Annotated in this window: 14 protein-coding genes; 6 read left to right on the top strand and 8 right to left on the bottom strand. The window is 72.5% G+C overall.

Going from position 1 to position 17,232, the window contains the following annotated elements; translation table 11 throughout:
* Positions 1 to 24 precede the first annotated feature (24 nt).
* Complete coding sequence (gene hemG / locus HUO13_RS11480; RefSeq protein WP_211901371.1) at positions 25 to 1,437, bottom strand: protoporphyrinogen oxidase; 1,413 nt, start codon at positions 1,435 to 1,437, stop codon at positions 25 to 27.
* An 11-nt stretch (positions 1,438 to 1,448) separates the two neighbouring features.
* A complete protein-coding gene (gene hemE, locus HUO13_RS11475) occupies positions 1,449 to 2,540 on the bottom strand; it encodes a uroporphyrinogen decarboxylase (RefSeq protein ID WP_211901370.1) in 1,092 nt (363 codons plus the stop codon).
* Between the two features lie 202 nt (positions 2,541 to 2,742).
* Here hemE and HUO13_RS11470 point away from each other — a divergent pair, with 202 nt between their 5' ends.
* The 3 genes from HUO13_RS11470 to HUO13_RS11460 all read left to right on the top strand — a co-directional run bounded on the left by HUO13_RS11470 (position 2,743) and on the right by HUO13_RS11460 (position 6,416).
* Complete coding sequence (locus HUO13_RS11470; RefSeq protein ID WP_432757835.1) at positions 2,743 to 3,321, top strand: DUF3000 domain-containing protein; 579 nt, start codon at positions 2,743 to 2,745, stop codon at positions 3,319 to 3,321.
* A 996-nt stretch (positions 3,322 to 4,317) separates the two neighbouring features.
* Entirely contained in the window at positions 4,318 to 5,034 is a 717-nt protein-coding gene (locus HUO13_RS11465; protein ID WP_037304891.1) for a response regulator, read from the top strand.
* Between the two features lie 122 nt (positions 5,035 to 5,156).
* The gene (locus tag HUO13_RS11460) at positions 5,157 to 6,416 is read left to right on the top strand and encodes a ribonuclease D (RefSeq protein ID WP_211901369.1); all 1,260 of its coding nucleotides are present in this window, start codon (positions 5,157 to 5,159) and stop codon (positions 6,414 to 6,416) included.
* Positions 6,417 to 6,480: 64 nt separating this feature from the next.
* Here HUO13_RS11460 and HUO13_RS11455 read toward each other — a convergent pair whose 3' ends face one another.
* Complete coding sequence (locus HUO13_RS11455) at positions 6,481 to 7,029, bottom strand: TIGR03086 family metal-binding protein (protein WP_211901368.1); 549 nt, start codon at positions 7,027 to 7,029, stop codon at positions 6,481 to 6,483.
* A gap of 68 nt (positions 7,030 to 7,097) precedes the next feature.
* On the bottom strand, positions 7,098 to 7,820 hold the full coding sequence (locus HUO13_RS11450; RefSeq protein WP_211901367.1) for a helix-turn-helix domain-containing protein: 723 nt from the start codon (positions 7,818 to 7,820) through the stop codon (positions 7,098 to 7,100).
* 533 nt (positions 7,821 to 8,353) lie between these two features.
* Between HUO13_RS11450 and HUO13_RS11445 the strand changes: the two genes are divergently transcribed.
* The 3 genes from HUO13_RS11445 to HUO13_RS11435 all read left to right on the top strand — a co-directional run bounded on the left by HUO13_RS11445 (position 8,354) and on the right by HUO13_RS11435 (position 12,523).
* Positions 8,354 to 9,601: a thiolase family protein gene (locus tag HUO13_RS11445; RefSeq protein WP_211901366.1), complete on the top strand. Its 1,248-nt coding sequence runs from the start codon at positions 8,354 to 8,356 to the stop codon at positions 9,599 to 9,601.
* Positions 9,598 to 11,697 carry a 3-hydroxyacyl-CoA dehydrogenase NAD-binding domain-containing protein gene (locus HUO13_RS11440; protein WP_211901365.1) on the top strand — a complete coding sequence of 700 codons (2,100 nt, stop codon included), beginning with the start codon at positions 9,598 to 9,600 and terminating at the stop codon, positions 11,695 to 11,697. The genes HUO13_RS11445 and HUO13_RS11440 overlap by 4 nt, the downstream gene beginning before the upstream one ends.
* A gap of 244 nt (positions 11,698 to 11,941) precedes the next feature.
* Positions 11,942 to 12,523 carry a Uma2 family endonuclease gene (locus tag HUO13_RS11435; protein ID WP_249124681.1) on the top strand — a complete coding sequence of 194 codons (582 nt, stop codon included), beginning with the start codon at positions 11,942 to 11,944 and terminating at the stop codon, positions 12,521 to 12,523.
* Positions 12,524 to 12,530: 7 nt separating this feature from the next.
* Here the strand turns inward: HUO13_RS11435 and HUO13_RS11430 are convergent, their stop codons facing one another.
* From HUO13_RS11430 to dxs, 4 genes are all read right to left on the bottom strand, one after another.
* Positions 12,531 to 13,661 (bottom strand): sensor histidine kinase, encoded by a 1,131-nt coding sequence (locus tag HUO13_RS11430; RefSeq protein ID WP_211901364.1) that lies wholly within the window; start codon positions 13,659 to 13,661, stop codon positions 12,531 to 12,533.
* Between the two features lie 25 nt (positions 13,662 to 13,686).
* On the bottom strand, positions 13,687 to 14,358 hold the full coding sequence (locus HUO13_RS11425) for a response regulator transcription factor (protein ID WP_211902832.1): 672 nt from the start codon (positions 14,356 to 14,358) through the stop codon (positions 13,687 to 13,689).
* A 49-nt stretch (positions 14,359 to 14,407) separates the two neighbouring features.
* Entirely contained in the window at positions 14,408 to 14,896 is a 489-nt protein-coding gene (locus HUO13_RS11420) for a DUF6790 family protein (RefSeq protein ID WP_249124678.1), read from the bottom strand.
* 293 nt (positions 14,897 to 15,189) lie between these two features.
* The gene (dxs, locus tag HUO13_RS11415) at positions 15,190 to 17,121 is read right to left on the bottom strand and encodes a 1-deoxy-D-xylulose-5-phosphate synthase (protein WP_211901362.1); all 1,932 of its coding nucleotides are present in this window, start codon (positions 17,119 to 17,121) and stop codon (positions 15,190 to 15,192) included.
* Positions 17,122 to 17,232 lie beyond the last annotated feature (111 nt).

Genomic DNA, 17,232 nt, shown 5'->3' with positions numbered 1-17,232 from the left:
CTCCATATTCCCACCGCGACCTGGTCAGGCCGCCACGAGGTCTCGCGTGACCTTGGCCGCAGCCGCCTGCCCGGTCGCCACGCAGGCGGGCACGCCGAGGCCGTGCAGCGCGGCACCCGCGACGGCCAGTCCCGGCACCTCGCCGACAGCGCGCTCGATGCCGGAGACCGCGTCCAGGTGCCCGACCCCGTACTGCGGCAGCCCGCCGCCCCAGCGAAGCACGGCGGTGTCGACCGGGTCGACGGCCGCGCCGATCAGCTCGGAGAGGTCGGCGCGCACCCGGCGCAGCAGCTCGTCGTCGGTCAGCCGCAGCTCCTCGGTCTCACCGAAGCGGCCCACCGAACCGCGGACCAGCAGCTCACCGTTCTCGCCACGGAGGTGCGGCCACTTGCGGCTGGAGAAGGTGAACGCCTTGGCGGTGAACGGCGTGCCGTCGGCATGGGTCTCGCCGCGCGCGATCAGCACGCCCGAAGCGTCGGGCAACGGCGTCTCGGGCGGCAGTGCCAGGCCGACGACGACCATGGAGGCGACGTCCACCCCGCCCATCCGGTCGGCGGCCTCGGGCACCACGCCGGAAAGCAGCCGGCGGGCCGCGGGCGCGGGAACGGCGAGCACGACCGCGTCGGCCTCCAGCACGTCCGGGTCCGGCGCGGAGCCGATCTCCAGACGCCATCCGGTGCCGCTGCGCTCCACCGCCCGCACCGGCAGCCCGAGGCGGACCTCGGCGGAGCACTCGCGGACGAGCTCGTCGACCAACCGCTGGTAGCCGCTTGCGAAGGCGCCGAACACCGGCGGCTTGCGTCCCGGCTCGCTCGGCGCGGGCAACGCCGCGGCGGCCGCGGCCGTGACCGACTCCGCACCGGCGTCGATGGCCGCGGCGAGCGCGGGGATCGTCGCGCGCAGGCCCAGCAGGTCGGCGTTGCCCGCGTAGACCCCGCCGAGCAGCGGCTCGACCAGCCGGTCGACGACCTCGTCACCGACCCGTTCGCGCAGCAGCCTGCCGACCGACACGTCGGCTCCACCCAGGTCCAGCGGCGGCAGGTCGGCCTCCGCGCGCACCGCCGCGACACCGGCCTCGGACAGGACGCCCTGCACGGCTTCGGGCGAAGACGGCACGCCCATGACGGTGCCGCCGGGCAGTGGCCGCGTCCGCCCGCCGGCGCGCACCGTGGCCGAGGCGCTGCCCGGGTACACGATGCCGTCGTCGACGCCCAGCTCCTCGGCCAGCCGCAGGACTTCGGGCCTGCGCACCAGGAAAGCCTCGGCACCGAGGTCGAAGTCGCGGCCCGCGAGCCGGACCGTGCGCAGCTTGCCGCCGAGCCGGTCGGTCTGCTCGACCAGGGTGATCCGCGCCTGCGGTCCGAGCTCCCGGCGCAGCCGGTACGCCGCGGCCAGCCCGGCCGCACCGCCTCCGACGACCGCGACGTGCTGTGGCACCGTTGCTCCGCTCACCGCTCGCTCTCGGCGTGCACGAGTTCGACGACCCTGGTCAGCACACCGGGATCGGTACTCGGCAGCACGCCGTGACCGAGGTTGAAGATGTGCCCGCCCGCGGCCCGGCCCTCCGCGAGGATGCGGCGCACCTCCCGCTCGACCGGCTCCCAGCCCGCGAACAGCACCGCGGGATCGAGGTTGCCCTGCACGACCGGGTCGCCCTGCTCCGGGGCGGCCTCGCGCAGCCGCTGCGCCGCGGTGTCCAGCGGAACCCGCCAGTCCACGCCCACCACGTCGGCGCCCGCCGAGCGCATCGAGCCCAGCAGCTCGCCGGTGCCGACCCCGAAGTGGATCTTGGGCACGCCGGCGGTGCCCGGCGTCTCGGCAACGCCCTCGAAGATGCGGCGGCTGTGCGGCAGCACGAACTCGCGGTAGTCACGCAGCGACAGCGCACCGGCCCACGAGTCGAAGAGCTGGATCGCGTCCACGCCCGCGGCGAGCTGGGTCCGCAGGAACGTCAGCGTCGTGTCGGCGAGCTTCTCCAGCAGCGCGTGCCAGGTCGCGGGCTCGGAGTGCATCAGCGCCTTGGTGCGCTCGTGGTTTCGGCTCGGGCCGCCCTCGACCAGGTAGGAGGCCAGCGTGAACGGCGCACCGGCGAAGCCGATCAGCGGCGTGCTGCCCAGCTCGTCGAGCAGCAGGCCGACGGCGTCACCGACCTTGGACACCTGCTCGGGCGCCAGCGACGGCAGCGTCGCGACGTCGGCCGCGGTGCGCACCGGCTCGGCCACCACCGGCCCGGTGCCCGCCACGATGTCGAGCCCCACGCCGGCCGCGTGCAGCGGCAGCACGATGTCGCTGAACAGGATCGCGGCGTCCACGCCGTGGCGCCGCACCGGCTGCGCGGTGATCTCGCACACCAGGTCGGGTGTCAGGCACGACTGCAGCATCGGGATGCCTTCGCGCACCTTGCGGTACTCCGGCAGCGAGCGGCCCGCCTGCCGCATGAACCAGACCGGCGTGTGCCGGGGCGTCTCGCCGCGAGCAGCGGCCAGCAGGGGTGCGTCGGCGAGGTCGCGGCGGGGCGTGACCGGTGCGGAATTCGTCATCGAAGTGCTGCCCGTAGGTCGTGGGGTCGGTCCCCGGGCGGTCGTGGCTTGCCGAACTCGCGGGAAACCGGCTTGCGACGGCCATCTTCGCACGCCCGCGAGACGGCTCCGGCGGCACCGCCGGGGCCGTCTTGATCTTTCTCGGCACGGCTCGGCGTGGCTTGCCGCGCCGCCGCCCGGCAGGCGCCTACAGTGCATCGGTGTGACGGAGATGCCGGTGGCGCCCGAGTTGTTCCGGCAGGCGGTTGCCGCGTTGAAGTCGTCCCGCCCGCGCCAGGAGATCGAGGTCAGCGAGGTCGGGCCGCCGCGGCGGCTCGCGCCGTGGGCCTACGCGGTCGCGGCGGAGGCCAACGGACCGGCGGGCGAGCTGGCAACCGCGCGGTTCGTCCTGCTGCACGACCCGGACGGCCAGGAGGCGTGGAAGGGCGTGCTGCGGCTGGTCATCTACCTGCGGGTGGAGCTCGATCCCGAACTGGCGACCGACCCGCTGCTGCCCGCCGTCGGCTGGTCCTGGCTCACCGACGCCCTTGAGGACTCCGGGGCGTCGTGGACGGCGCTGGGCGGCACTGTGACGCTGACGTCGTCGGCCCGCTTCGGCGACATCGCGGGCCCCACGCGCAGCCACGACCTGGAGCTGCGCGGGTCGTGGACCGCGATCGACGCCGACCTCGGGCCGCACGGGGCGGCGTTCCACCAGCTGATGGCGACCGCGGCCGGGCTCCCGCCGGAAGGCGTCTCGATGCTCGGGCCCCGCACGGCGGACAACGGCCGCCCCTGCTGACAGCGGCCTCGGCCGCTTTCCGGGCGCAGGCCCCACTTCCCCGACGCCAGCCCCACTGCCGGCTTCCGAGAGCCTGCTGCTGTCGCCCGGCGGCAGCAGCAGGCAGCTACCTGGGCACGGTTTCGCCAGCCATGTGACGCTCGCCGCGGTCGCCGTGGCACCTCGACTCCGACGCGCCTCGACGGTGTACGGAGCTGGTCCGGTCAGTCGCGCGAAGACGCCGCTGCGTCTGCGTCCCGGCGCGGGGCTCCGATCGGCCTCTGGGCCGGTCCCTGGCCGCCGGGATCCGCCGTGCACGCCGAGTGCCCCAGCCAGGCCGGACCGTTGCCCCAGCCGGGCCGGACCACCCCGTTCCGCTGCGTGACCGCCCTGCACCCGAATGCCACGTCCCGGGTGCCGCCGAGCTGCCACTCGCCGCAGGCGGCAGGCCGCTCGGCGCTGCCACCCGAACGCCGACCTATCGCCGTCGGAGGGTCGCCGACCGGTCACCCGCCGTTCTCACCCGAAGCGGCGACCGTTCGCCGTGGGAGAGCCGTCATTGATCACTCCCCGCCGACCGTTCACCGCTCGTCACTCGAACGCCAGTCGCACGAAGCGTGACCATCCAAGCGCGTTCCGTTACATTTCTGCATTGCCCACGCCTGACCGCGACGCCGCGCCGCGACACTCCGAGGCGGGCCGACCGCCCCCGAAACCTCCCACAGGCCCGATCGAAACGATTGAATGCGCAAACTTTTCGCGATCCGCAATCTAGGTGTGTCGTTTCACCACGTACCGACGTTAGCCACATCGCCTACTGTCACCCGATTGAGCGATGCAATCATGTCCGAGTAACAACTCGATCGGGATACATACCCGATTGATCGTCCCGCTGACCCGCTTGGGCGGTTACGCTGCCCCCGACGACACCACTTTCGGTCGATCAGTGGCGCGGCTGATTGGTCGAGAGTCCCGGTGCCGGTCGGGGGGCACGACCGACTCCAGGGAGGTAGTGACGTGGCTGCCGTCGGCTTAGGTCAGGCCGCTCGAACCACGCCTGCCGGCGCTTTGCCGGCCAACATGGTCCCGCACCCGCGGGAAGAGCTGTTCACGGTGCTCGTGGTGGATGACCATCCGCTGCTCCGGGAGGCAATCGCCGCCCGGTTGCTGCAGATGGGCGCCGGCACGGTGCACGAGGCCGCATCGATGGCCGAGGCCAGGGCTCGGGCCCTGGCGACCGGTCCGTGCGACCTCGCCATCCTCGATCTCGGACTCCCCGACGGGACCGGCATCGACCTGGTGACGGAACTCCGTACCCAGGGCTGGCCGCGGATCGTGGTGCTCGCTTCGTCCGATGACCCCTATGCGGTCCGGGCCGCCTTCCAGGCAGGTGCGCAGGCGTACCTGCTGAAGTCGGCCTCGCCGATGGTGGTCACCGACGGGGTGCGCCGCGTTCTCGACGGCGGCGTGTATGCCGATCCCAGCGTGGCCCCGGTGCTCGCCGCGGGCACGAGGGTTCCGGGAACCGACAACACGCCCCGGGAGCTGTCCGGGCGTGAAGTGGAGGTGCTCCAACTCGTGGCCGACGGCCGATCCAACAAGGAGATCGGCGAGGCGCTCAACCTGTCCGCGCTCACGGTGAAGAGCCACCTGTCGCGGATCGGCCGCAAGCTGGGCACCGGCGACCGGGCTCAGATGGTTGCCCTGGCCATGCGCGCCGGGGTGATCAGATGACGGGCTGAGAGATCCACTGGTGCGGGCGCCCCCTCGGCGCCCGCACCGCCGACCCCGGTGCGGCCGGACCGGCGACCTCGGGCAGTCCAGCCCACACCAAGGACCGGAACACGTAAGGTCTGATGGCCGTGGAAGCTGCAACCCCCGAGTCCACCGGACCCGGCCGCCCGGAACCGGTGCTGCTGACCGAGCCGGCCGACGGCGTACCGCCGGTGGTCGACTCCCCCGTCGCGCTGCAAGCCGCCGCGACCGCGCTCGCCGCGGGAGCCGGGCCGGTGGCGGTCGACACCGAGCGAGCCTCGGGTTACCGCTACTCGCAGCGCGCGTACCTGGTGCAACTGCGCCGGGAGGGTGCCGGCACGGTGCTGGTCGATCCGATCGCGCTGGCGGGCTCGCTGGAACCCCTTGTCACCGCGTTGGACGACACCGAGTGGGTGCTGCACGCGGCGTCCCAGGACCTGCCGTGCCTGGCCGAGCTGGACTTGCGGCCAGCGCGCCTGTTCGACACCGAGCTGGCGGGCCGCCTGGCCGGGTTCGACCGGGTCTCGCTCGGCGCGCTCGTCGAGCGCATGCTCGGATACCGGCTCGAGAAGGGCCACAGCGCGGCCGACTGGTCGCGCCGTCCGCTGCCCGCGGACTGGCTCGCCTACGCCGCGCTCGACGTAGAGCTGCTGGTCGCCCTGCGCGAGGCGATGCACGCCGAGCTGGAACGCCAGGACAAGCTGGAGTGGGCGTGGGAGGAGTTCGAAGCCGTCCGCACCGCCCCGCCCGCGCCGCCGCGCGCCGAACCGTGGCGCCGCACGTCGGGCATCCACCGGGTGCGCAGCCCCCGCCAGCTCGCGGCGGTCCGCGCGCTGTGGGAGGCGCGTGACTCGGTCGCCCGCGAACGCGACATCGCGCCCGGACGCATCCTGCCCGACAGCTCGATCGTGCAGGCCGCGCAGGCGAATCCGAAGACGGAGGCGGACCTGACCGCGCTGCCGGTGTTCGGCGGCAGGCAGCAACGGCGCCGTGCCTCGATGTGGCTGCACGCCCTGCGCAACGCGCGGCGGCTGTCGGCCGACGAGCTTCCGGTCGCGTCGCCGCCCAACGAAGGTCCGCCACCGCCGAACCGGTGGGCCGATCGCGACCCGGCCGCCGCGGCCCGGCTTTCCGCGGCCCGCGCCAAGCTCTCCGAGATCGCCGAGAAGCACCAGTTGCCCGCGGAGAACCTGCTGCTGCCCGATCTCGTCCGCCGCACCTGCTGGGCACCGCCGGAGGACATCAGTGAGGAGGCCGTCGCGCGGCTGCTGCGCGAGAAGGGCGCCCGCGAGTGGCAGATCTCGCTGACCGCGAACGCCCTGAGCACCGCACTGCACGCCGAACCGGCCGCGACGGACTAGGCCCGGGCGCGGGCATTGGGTGTCGGGGCGTGTTGGCCCGGCCGTGGAGCGTTGCGGATCCGGCTTACGGTTGGCGACCGAGGTAGGCGAGCAGTTTGTCCTGTTCGGACGCGTCCTCGCCGACGATGACCTCCGGGCCGCACACCCCGCTCCTACGGATGTTGTCGCCGAGGGCGCGGGCGTCGGCGTGCACCCTGGCGACCTCGTGCGCGGGCAGCGACTCGTCCTGTCCGGTGGCCCGAGCTATGTCCCAGGCGTGCACGAGCAGGTCGAAGCCGAGGAAGCGGTCGACCGTCGCCTCCGCCGTGGTCGGCCCGAGGATGCCGTCGTACTGCTTGCCCGCGCGGTCGGGGTCTTCCAGCAGTGCCTGGATGGCGTCGCGGGCCTCGCTCCACGCGCCGAGCGGGTCGTCGTCGACGTAGCGGTGCAGGGTGACCGACAGCCCGGCCCACGACGGCATGTCTCGGTGCACCTCGACGACGTGGCGCAGCACGTCCCGTGCCGTCCAGCCCTCGCAGGGCGAGGGGTTTTCCCAGCTTCCGGCGGGAACGGCCGCGACGCGGCGGGTGAACTCGGCGGCCAGCGCCCGGTAGCGCTCGGAGATGTCACTCATGTGCAAGAGCATGCTCCGCCGAGGTCGGGTTGTCGTGTACGGATCGGACACCGCGATCCTCCGCTCCCTCAACCGCTGATGAGCGCACGTGGGCTCGCACCACCGATCTCGCGGCAGTCTCGCGAGAGGTGCGACTGGTCGGTGTAACCGGCGGCGTCCGCGAGTTCGGCGAGCCCGGCGGGCGCGCCGGGATGGCGGGCCATCCGCAGGAAGCCCTGGAGCCGCAGGATGCGCCGCAGCATCGACGGCCCGTACCCGAAGGTCCGGGTGCAACGCCGGTTGAGCTGCCGCTCGCTCAGCCCGGTCGCGTGCGCCATGGCGGCCACGGTGGTGCTGGTGTCGTGCAGGAGCATCCGCCGCACCGTCTCGGTCGCCGGGTCCTGCGGCGTTGCCCCGGCCAGCCACCTTCGGGCGTGTTCCTGCAGGATGCCGAGCCGTTGCCGCTGGTCGCCCACCTCGCCGAGCTGCTCGGAGAGCTGCCGTTGCGCGCGTGACCCGAGCACGTCGTCCAGCCCGATCCGCCGGTCCCGCACGTCGGCGGTGTCGAAGCCCAGCACGCTCCCCGCCCGGCCCGGCCGGAACCGCACCCCCACTGCCTCGACCCCGGCGGGGAAGCTGAACGACCACGCAGCGGTCTCCGGACCGCAGACGCGGACCACGCCGGTGCTGATCCACAGGACGTCGACGCATCCGTCCGGCACCAGACTCGCCTGCCCGCCCACATCGGCCGTCCAGCCGGTGACCAGATCCGTCACAAGATCCGGCGCGACGGCAGACGACGTGTACAGCATGGACAGAGCCTAGGCCGGGACGGCGACAGGCGGGAGGCTGCGCAGCGGCGGGACGCCGGACACCGGCGGGAGTCGGGGCCCGACACACCGGCGCTAGTCCGACAACCAATGCCAGTACACGTCCAAGGCGCCTGACACACCAACATGAGCTGGGGATCATCCGACACACCCGCGCGAGTTGGACACCCGCGAGTCCCACACACCGCCACCATCGGCCGACACCGCCGCCGCCGCATCCACCCACGCCGCCGCCCCATCCGCGCTGACGCGCAGATGGCGCCCCCGGGCGCCGCCCACGCCGGGCGCATCCGCGCTGACGCGCGGATGGCGCCGCCGGGCGCCGCTCAACGCCGCACCCGGGTCGTGAGGGCGCCCGGGGCGTCGAGGAACAGGGGTGTGAGGCACCCGACACGGCGAGGCGTGTGGTTACCGGTGGGTAATAAGCGCTAGAGTGCCGTTACCGGCTGGTAGCGGGCCCGCTCCCGCCAGACACCGCCGAGGCACAACCCACCACACCAAGTGAGGAGCACGCCGTGGCCGCACCTGCGTCGGCAGCCGCCGACACGCGCAGCGCAGCACGTGCTGTTCGGGACGTGGTCTTCGTCGACGGCGTTCGCACGCCGTTCGGCAAGGCCGGCTCGAAGGGCCTGTACGCCGAGACCCGCGCCGACGACATGGTCGTCAAGGTCATCCGGGAACTGCTGCGGCGTCACCCCGAACTCCCGCCCGAGCGCATCGACGAGGTCGCCATCGCCGCGACCACCCAGACCGGCGACCAGGGCCTGACCATCGGCCGCAGCGCCGCGCTGCTGGCCGGGCTGCCCAAGTCGGTCCCCGGCTTCGCCATCGACCGGATGTGCGCGGGCGCCATGACCGCCGTGACGACCGTCGCCAGCGGCATCGCGTTCGGCGCCTACGACGTCGTGATCGCCGGCGGCGTCGAGCACATGGGCAGGCACCCGATGGGCGAGGGCGCCGACCCGAACCCGCGCTACGTCGCCGACCAGATCGTCGACCCCTCCGCGCTGGTCATGGGCTCGACCGCGGAGAACGTGCACGACCGCTACCCGAGCCTGACCAAGGACCGCACCGACGCCTACGCCGCGCTCAGCCAGCTGCGCTACGAGGAGGCGGCCCGCGCGGGCAAGATCGCCCCGGACCTGGTGCCGGTGTCGACCCGCTCGGCCGAGAACGGCTGGGGCCTGGCCACCGCTGACGAGCCGCCGCGTCCGGGCACCACGGTCGAGGCGCTCTCGGGCCTCAAGACCCCGTTCCGCCCGCACGGCCGGGTCACCCCGGGCAACGCCGCGGGCCTCAACGACGGCGCGACCGGCTGCCTGATCGCCGACGCCGACACCGTCCGCGAGCTGGGCCTGCCGGTCGGCATGAAGCTCGTCGGCTACGCCTTCGCGGGCGTCGAGCCGGAGGTCATGGGCGTCGGACCGGTGCCCGCGACCGAGAAGGCCCTGCAGAAGGCCGGGCTGACCATCGACGACATCGGCCTGTTCGAGATCAACGAGGCCTTCGCCGTGCAGGTGCTGGCCTTCCTGGAGCACTTCGGCATCGCCGACGACGACGCGCGGGTCAACCCGTGGGGCGGCGCGATCGCCTGCGGTCACCCGCTGGCCTCCTCCGGCGTCCGGCTGATGACCCAGCTCTCGCGGCACTTCGCCGAGCACCCCGAGGTCCGCTACGGCATCACCACGATGTGCATCGGCTTCGGCATGGGCGGCACGGTCATCTGGGAGAACCCCAACTACACCGAGGGAGGCGCGCGGTGAGCGACGAATTCGCATCCCTGTTCCCGGACGAAGTGGTGACCAAGGCGTTCACCCGGCTCCTGGACGTACCGGGCCTGCCCGGCAAGCTGGCCCTGGTCACCATCGACAACGGCCACGACCACACCCGGCCGTCGACCTTCGGTCCCGGCGGGCTGGCCAGCCTCGACGCCGCGCTCGACGAGGCCTTCGCCGCCGAGCCTGCCGCCATCGCGGTCACCGGCAAGCCGTTCGTGTTCGCCGTCGGCGCCGACCTCTCCGGCGTCAAGCAGATCTCCGAGCGCAAGCACGCCCACCAGGTCGCCAAGACCGGCCACGACGTGTTCCGCAGGCTGACCGAGTCCGAGATCCCGACCTTCGCGTTCGTCAACGGGGCGAGCCTGGGCGGTGGCCTGGAGCTGGCGCTGTCCTGCCAGTACCGCACGGTCTCGGAGGGCGCGGGCGCCATCGCGTTCCCGGAGTGCTTCCTCGGGCTGTTCCCGGGCTGGGGCGGCACGCAGCTGCTGCCCAACCTCATCGGCGCGGACTCCGCGGTGACCGTGATCATCGAGAACGCGCTGAACCAGAACAAGATGCTCAACCCGAAGAAGGCCACCGCGCTGGGCATCTTCGACGTGCAGCTCGAGGCCGCGGACTTCCTCGAGGAGTCGCTGCGCTGGGCGGTGCGTGTCATCAACGGCGAGCAGACCGTGCCGCGGCCGGAGATCGACCGCGGCCAGGCGTGGGACGACGCCGTCAACCGCGCCAAGGGCATCGTCGAGGCCCGCACCCACGGCGCCTCCCCCGCCGTGACCAAGGCCGTCGAGCTGATCGACCTCGCCCGCGACAACGACCTGGACGCCGGCTACGCCGCGGAGACCGAGGCGCTCGCCGACGCCCTGATGTCGGACGAGCTGCGCTCGGGCCTGTACTCCTTCGACCTCACACAGAAGCGCGCCAAGCGCCCGGCGGGCGCGCCGGACAAGTCGCTGGCCCGCGAGGTCAAGAAGGTCGGCGTTGTCGGCGCCGGGCTGATGGCCGGGCAGTTGGCGCTGCTGTTCGTGCGCAGGCTGAAGGTGCCGGTGGTCATCACCGACATCGACCAGGCGCGCATCGACAAGGGCGTGGGCTACATCCACGGCGAGATCGACAAGCTGGCGGGCAAGGGCCGCATCTCGGCCGACGAGGTCAACCGGCTCAAGGCGCTGGTCACCGGTTCGCTGGACAAGGGCGCCTTCGCCGACGCCGACTTCGTGATCGAGGCCGTCTTCGAGGAGATGTCGGTCAAGCAGAAGGTGTTCGGCGAGCTGGAGGAGCACCTCTCCCCCGAGGCGATCCTGGCCACCAACACCTCGTCGCTGTCGATCACCGAGATGGCTTCGCGGCTGCGCAACCCCGAGCGGGTCGTGGGCTTCCATTTCTTCAACCCGGTCGCGGTGCTGCCGCTGCTGGAGATCGTGCGCGGCGAGAAGACCGACGACGCGGCGCTGGCCACCGCGTTCTCGGTCGGCAAGCAGCTGAAGAAGTCGTGCGTGCTGGTCAAGGACGCCCCGGCGTTCGTGGTCAACCGGCTGCTCACCCGGTTCATGGGCGAGGTCATCGCCGCGGTCGACGAGGGCACCCCGTTCGAGGTTGCCGACCGCGCGCTGACCCCGCTGGGCCTGCCGATGAGCCCGCTGGTGCTGCTGCAGCTGGTAGGCCCGGCGGTCGCCCAGCACGTCAACCACACCATGCACCGGGCCTACCCGGACCGCTTCGGCGTCAGCGACAACCTGCAGCGGTTCGTCGACGCGGGCAAGGCCGCGGTGTGGCAGTGGGACGAGCAGGGCAACCAGAAGATCGACCCCGAGGTCGCCGAGCTGTGGCAGCAGGGTGACAACCCCTCCACCGAGGAGCAGGTCCGCGAGCGGGCGCTCAAGGCGCTGGCCGAGGAGGCGGGGATCATGCTCGACGAGGGCGTGGTCGCCGAGGCGCAGGACCTCGACCTGTGCATGATCCTGGGCGCGGGCTGGCCGTTCTGGCTGGGTGGCATCACCCCGTACCTCGACCGCTCCGGTGTGTCGGAGCAGGTCAACGGCAAGCGGTTCCTCGAACCGGGTGTGGCCAGCGTGCCCGCCTGAGCGAGCTGAACACCTGGAGGGGCCGGGACGTCGCCGACGTCCCGGCCCTTCTTCGTGCGGTACACCATCTCGACGGTCACCCTCATCCCGATGTCCCACCCGGAAGTTCAGCAGGTGCAGGTGCACCGGGTGGTGCAGGCCGGTCACGAACCGCCAGATCGGTCGTGTCCGGCACGAACGGGGAGAACAGCGGCCCTGCGGTTCTGCCATGATGGGTGGCGAGGCGAGATGGAGGACACCCCACGTGACCGCGCTCCGCCCCTACGAACTCGGTTCGTTCACTATCGCTGATTGGCACGCGCTACCCGCGCGGGAAGACGGTTCGCGTCTGGAGCTGATCGAAGGGTACTGGCTGGTCACCCCGCCACCGAACGGTCAACATCAGTGGGCGGAGGGAGAGGTCGTTTTCTCCCTCAAGGACGCCATCCGCCGCGCCGGGAGAACTGACCTGTTCGCCGTGGCGGGCGTCGGCGTGGAGATCAGCACCACCTACCGCACCGCCCTGGTGCCGGACTTCGTCATCCTCAACACCCGGCCGCTCGCGAACTCGTTCCAGGCGAGCGACGTCGTCCTCGCGGGCGAGATCTGGTCGCCAGGCAACAGCGGTCGCGAGCGCAAAGACAAGTTCGCCGCCTACGAGCAGGTCGGTGTGCCGTTTTTCTGGAGCATCGCGCAGGATCTCGGCGGGCCCACCGAACTCGCCGCCTACCGGCTCGAAGACGGTCGCTACGTCTGCGAGGCGACCGCCGAGGCCGGGCAGGGCCGGGTCGGCATCGCCGGGAGCCCTGTCGAGGTCGAGCTGGACATCGCCGCGCTGCGCCCCTGAGCCGTCCTCAGGGCGCGACGGGCAGCTCGACGGTCACCGCCAGGCCGCCTCCGGCGACCGGCTCCGCCGCGACGCGGCCGCCGTGCGCGGCCGCCGCCGCGCGCACGATCGACAGGCCGAGCCCGGCGCCGGTGCGGGCGGTGCGCTGCACGCCCGCGCGCCGGAAGGGCTCGAACAGCGCCTCGACCTGATCGGTGCCGATCTCCTCCCCCGACGACGCCACCCGCAGCGACGCCCAGCGCGGCCCGCTGCCGACGTTCACCATCACCCAGCCCCCGTCGACGTTGTGCCGCACGGCGTTCTCCAGCAGGTTGCCCGCGACGCGTTCCAGCAACGCGGGGTCTCCGACGGCGAACGCGGGCTCGTCGCAGCAGTCGATGCGGATGCCGCGCTGCGCCGCCTCCACCGAGACCGCGCGCAGCGCGCGGCCGACGACCTCGGTGAGGTCCACCGGTTCCCGGACCGCCAGCTCCACGCCTTCGGTGCGGGCCAGCAGCAGCAGCGCCTCCACCAGCCGCTCGGCCCGCGCGGTGGCCTCCCGGACCACGTCGGCCATCCGGCGCAGCTCCTGCTCGTCGGCGTCGGGGTCGGACAGGGTCACCTCCAGCTCGGTGCGGACCACCGACAGCGGTGTCCGCAGCTCGTGGCTGGCGTTGGCCACGAACCGGCGCTGGGAGTCGAACGCCGCCTGCAGGCGGTCGAGCATCGCGTCGAAGGTGTCGGCCAGCTCGGCGACCTCGTCCCGCGGGCCGGACAGCTCGATCCGCTCGTCCAGCGACTCCGCCGACAGCCGACGGGCCGAGTCGGTGACGTCGTGCAGCGGCCGCAGCACCCGGCCGGTCACCGTCCACGCCAGCACCGCCGCCGCCAGGACCACCGCCACGAACGCGGCGCCACCGATCAGCAGCACCTGCTCCCGCGCCGACTCGCGCAGCGCCTCACCGAGCAGGCTCGCCGGGACGTCGACGCCGTGGACCCGCACCACGCTGCCGTCGGGCAGCCGGGGCACCGCGGCCACCACATTGCCGACCAGCAGCCAGCCCAGCCACAGCAGCAGCGCACTGACCCCCGCGACCAGGGCGGTGGCCAGGAGCGTGATCCGGAGCCGAAGACCCGGACCACGTCGAGCGATCGGCACCGGACGCGGGCCGCGGGCCGCCACCTCAGCCCCGGCCCGCCGTGGGAACCCGGTATCCCGAGCCGACGACGGTGTCGATCACGCCCGGTTCCCCCAGCTTCTTGCGCAACGTCATCATCGTGACCCGGACCGTCGTGGTGAACGGATCGGCGTTCTCGTCCCAGACCCGCTCCAGCAGTTCCTCGGAGCTGACCACCGCGCCGCCCGCCCCGAGCAGCACCTCCAGCACGCCGAACTCCTTGCGCGTCAGCTCGATCTCGCCGCCGGAGCGCGAGACGGTGCGGCGGGCGGGGTCCAGCGCCAGGTCGCGGGCGGTCAGCAGCGGCGGGACGGCCGGGGTGGCACGCCTGCCCAGCGCCCGCACCCGCGCCGTCAGCTCGGCGAACGCGAAGGGCTTGGCCAGGTAGTCGTCGGCCCCCAGCGACAGCCCCTCCACCCGGTCGGCGACCGTGCCGCTGGCGGTGAGCATGATGACCCGGGTCAGCTGCCCGGAGGCCACGACCGAGCGGCACAGCTCGTCGCCCGACATCCCGGGCAGGTCGCGGTCGAGCACGATCACGTCGTAGCGGGTGATCGACGCCTTCTCCTGCCCGCTCTCACCGTCGTAGGCGACGTCGACGGCCATTCCCTCCCTGCGCAGCCCTCTGGCGATGGCGTCCGCCAGCGGCTGCTCGTCTTCCACGACCAGGATCCGCACCTGTTCACCCTGCCACAACGCGCGGATCACCGAGCCCGCTTCCCCGGCTCTACACCCTCGCCGGTGCCGCGCTGCGCCTGCTCGCCGCGGTGTAGCCGGCGAGACCGAGCAAGGCGAGTGCGATCGCGATCTCGATCACCAGGAACAGGCCGGCGTTGTTCGGTGCGGTGTTGTCGTGCGCGACCAGCTCGTGGGTGTGCACGATCGCGTCACCGCCCAGCCAGATCCCGCTGACGAGACCGGCGACGGGACGCACGCCCGGGTTCCAGTAGCCCACCAGAGCCAGTACCGCGAACGCCAGGTTCGCCACGGCCACCTCGTACTGGAACGGGTTGCCCGCCGGGAACCCGATGCCCTGCGCGGTCTCGGCGGCGAAGGCGGTGTGGGCGACCGCTCCGAGCAGCCCGGCCAGGCCGACCGCGCTCAGCAGCAGCCAGCCCATCAGCAGATCGGGCACGGACACGGCTCGGTCGTGGCGGCGGCGCAGCGCGTACTGCACTCCGAAGCCGACGAGCGCGACGACCAACCAGAACAGCATGTACATCGGCTCCCCCTCCGCCTGGCGCCGCAGACCCCCTGCCGCGCGGGCGATGCCCACCCACCGCGGAAGCGGGCACTTGGCAGGACGTGTGAGTCCCACACCGCAAGCGGCTCCGCCGCTTGTGGAACAGACCCCAGCTCCCCACTACCCGCGCGCCGAGATCGATACGCGGTCGTGGTCGGCGTCGCCGGGCGACCGTCGCGGCTCACGTCGGCAACGGCCCCGGGGCCCCGAACGCGAGTGGCCTCCCACCGCGTTGGGTGGGAGGCCACTGCTGCGTGCCGGTTCTGTCAGGCTCCGGTGGCGGTCTCGCCGCGGCCGCCGTTGCCCACCGCGACCGGGGTCAGCCTGCCCGCGACCCACTCGGTGATGCGGCGCGCGATGTCCTGCTCGGTCAGGCCGAGGTCGGCCAGCACCTCGTCGCGGGAGGCGTGCTGCAGGAACCGGTTGGGCACAGCCAGGTCGCGCAGCGGCACGTCGATCTCCTCGTCGCGCATGGCGGCCGCCAGCGACCAGCCGAAGCCGCCGTGGCGCCCGCAGTCCTCCAGCGTGACCACCAGGCTGTGCCGGGCCGCGAGCTCCAGCACCGTCCGCGGCACCGGCACGACCCAGCGCGGGTCGACCACGGTGACGCCGATGCCCTGCGCGGCCAGCCGCTCGGCGACGGCCACGCCCAGCTGGCCGAAGGCGCCGACGGCGGCGAGCAGCACCTCGGAACGCTCGTCCGCGGCGGGCTTGCTCAGCACGTCCACACCGCTGATCCGCTCGACGGCGGGCACCTCCTCGATCACCGAGCCCTTCGGGAACCGCATCACCGTCGGCCCGTCGTCGACGGCCACGGCCTCGCGCAGCTCCTCGCGCAGCGTCACCGCGTCGCGCGGCGCGGCGACCTGGATGCCCGGGATCGCGCCCAGGATCGACAGGTCCCACATGCCGTTGTGGCTGGCACCGTCGTCGCCGGTGATGCCGGAGCGGTCCAGGGTCACCGTCACCGGCTGCCGGTGCAGGGCGACGTCCATCAGCAGCTGGTCGAAGGCCCGGTTGAGGAACGTCGAGTACACCGCGAACACCGGGTGCAGACCGCCCATGGCCATGCCCGCGGCCGAGGTCATGGCGTGCTGCTCGGCGATGCCGACGTCGTAGCAGCGCTCCGGGTAGGCGGCGGCGAACTTGTCCAGCCCCGTCGGGCCGAGCATGGCCGCGGTGATCGCCACCACGTCCTCGCGCTCGGCGCCGATGCGCACCAGTTCGTCGGAGTAGACGTCGGTCCAGATCTTGGGGGCCGGCTTGGTGGGGATGCCGGTCTCCGGGTCGATGACCTTGACCTGGTGCATCTGCTCGGCCACGTCGTTCTCGGCGGGCGCGAAGCCGTTGCCCTTGCGGGTTACCGCGTGCACGATCACCGGGCCGCCGAAGGCCTTGGCCATCGACAGCGCCTGCTCCATGGAACGCAGGTCGTGGCCGTCGACCGGGCCGAGGTACTTGATGCCGAGGTCGGAGAACATGACCTGCGGGCTCAGGGCGTCCTTGATGCCGCTCTTGGCCGCGTGCAGCCCGGTGTAGAGGGAACGGCCCACCACCGGCAGGTTCTGCAGCGTGCGGCGCCCGCTCTCCAGCGCCCGCTCGTAGCCCGGCTTGAGCCGCAGCCCCGCCAGGTGCTCGGCGAGGCCGCCGATGGTCGGGGCGTAGGAGCGGCCGTTGTCGTTGACGACGATGACCACCGGGCGGTCCGGGTCGGCGGCGATGTTGTTCAGCGCCTCCCAGCACATGCCGCCGGTGAGCGCGCCGTCGCCCACGACCGCCACCACGTGCCGCTGCTCGGGGCCGAGCTGGAACGCCCTCGCCAGGCCGTCGGCGTAGGACAGCGCCGTTGAGGCGTGGCTGTTCTCCACCAGGTCGTGCTCGCTCTCGTCGCGCGACGGGTAGCCGGAGATGCCGTCGCGCTTGCGGAGCCGGTCGAACCCGCCCTGCCTGCCGGTGACGATCTTGTGCACGTAGGCCTGGTGGCCGGTGTCGAAGACCACGGCGTCGCGCGGCGAGTCGAACACCCGGTGCACGGCCAGGGTGAGCTCGATGGCACCCAGGTTCGGCCCCAGGTGACCGCCGGTGCGCGACACCTTCTCGATCAGGAAGGAGCGGATCTCAGCGGCCAGCTTCGCCAGCTCACCGTGCTCCAGGCGTTTGACGTCGGCCGGGCTTTGCACGGACTCCAGCAGCGTCACCGCTTCACCTCGCTTGTCTCGCCGGGGGCTGTCGACCGGACTGCGGTTCCGCCCAGTCTACGGAGGGACGCCGCGCCCAACCTGAACGGTTCGGTCCGGAACCGGAAATCG

The organism is Saccharopolyspora erythraea (assembly GCF_018141105.1).
Taxonomy (GTDB): domain Bacteria; phylum Actinomycetota; class Actinomycetes; order Mycobacteriales; family Pseudonocardiaceae; genus Saccharopolyspora_D; species Saccharopolyspora_D erythraea_A.
This window is presented reverse-complemented; position numbering and strand designations above follow the sequence as displayed.

Excerpts from the sequence above, each read along its gene's own strand:
- hemE (WP_211901370.1), bottom strand. The coding sequence starts at position 2,540 with ATGACGAATTCCGCACCGGTCACGCCCCGCCGCGACCTCGCCGACGCA.
- HUO13_RS11460 (WP_211901369.1), top strand. The coding sequence starts at position 5,157 with ATGGCCGTGGAAGCTGCAACCCCCGAGTCCACCGGACCCGGCCGCCCG.
- HUO13_RS11455 (WP_211901368.1), bottom strand. The coding sequence starts at position 7,029 with ATGAGTGACATCTCCGAGCGCTACCGGGCGCTGGCCGCCGAGTTCACC.
- HUO13_RS11450 (WP_211901367.1), bottom strand. The coding sequence starts at position 7,820 with ATGCTGTACACGTCGTCTGCCGTCGCGCCGGATCTTGTGACGGATCTG.
- HUO13_RS11420 (WP_249124678.1), bottom strand. The coding sequence starts at position 14,896 with ATGCTGTTCTGGTTGGTCGTCGCGCTCGTCGGCTTCGGAGTGCAGTAC.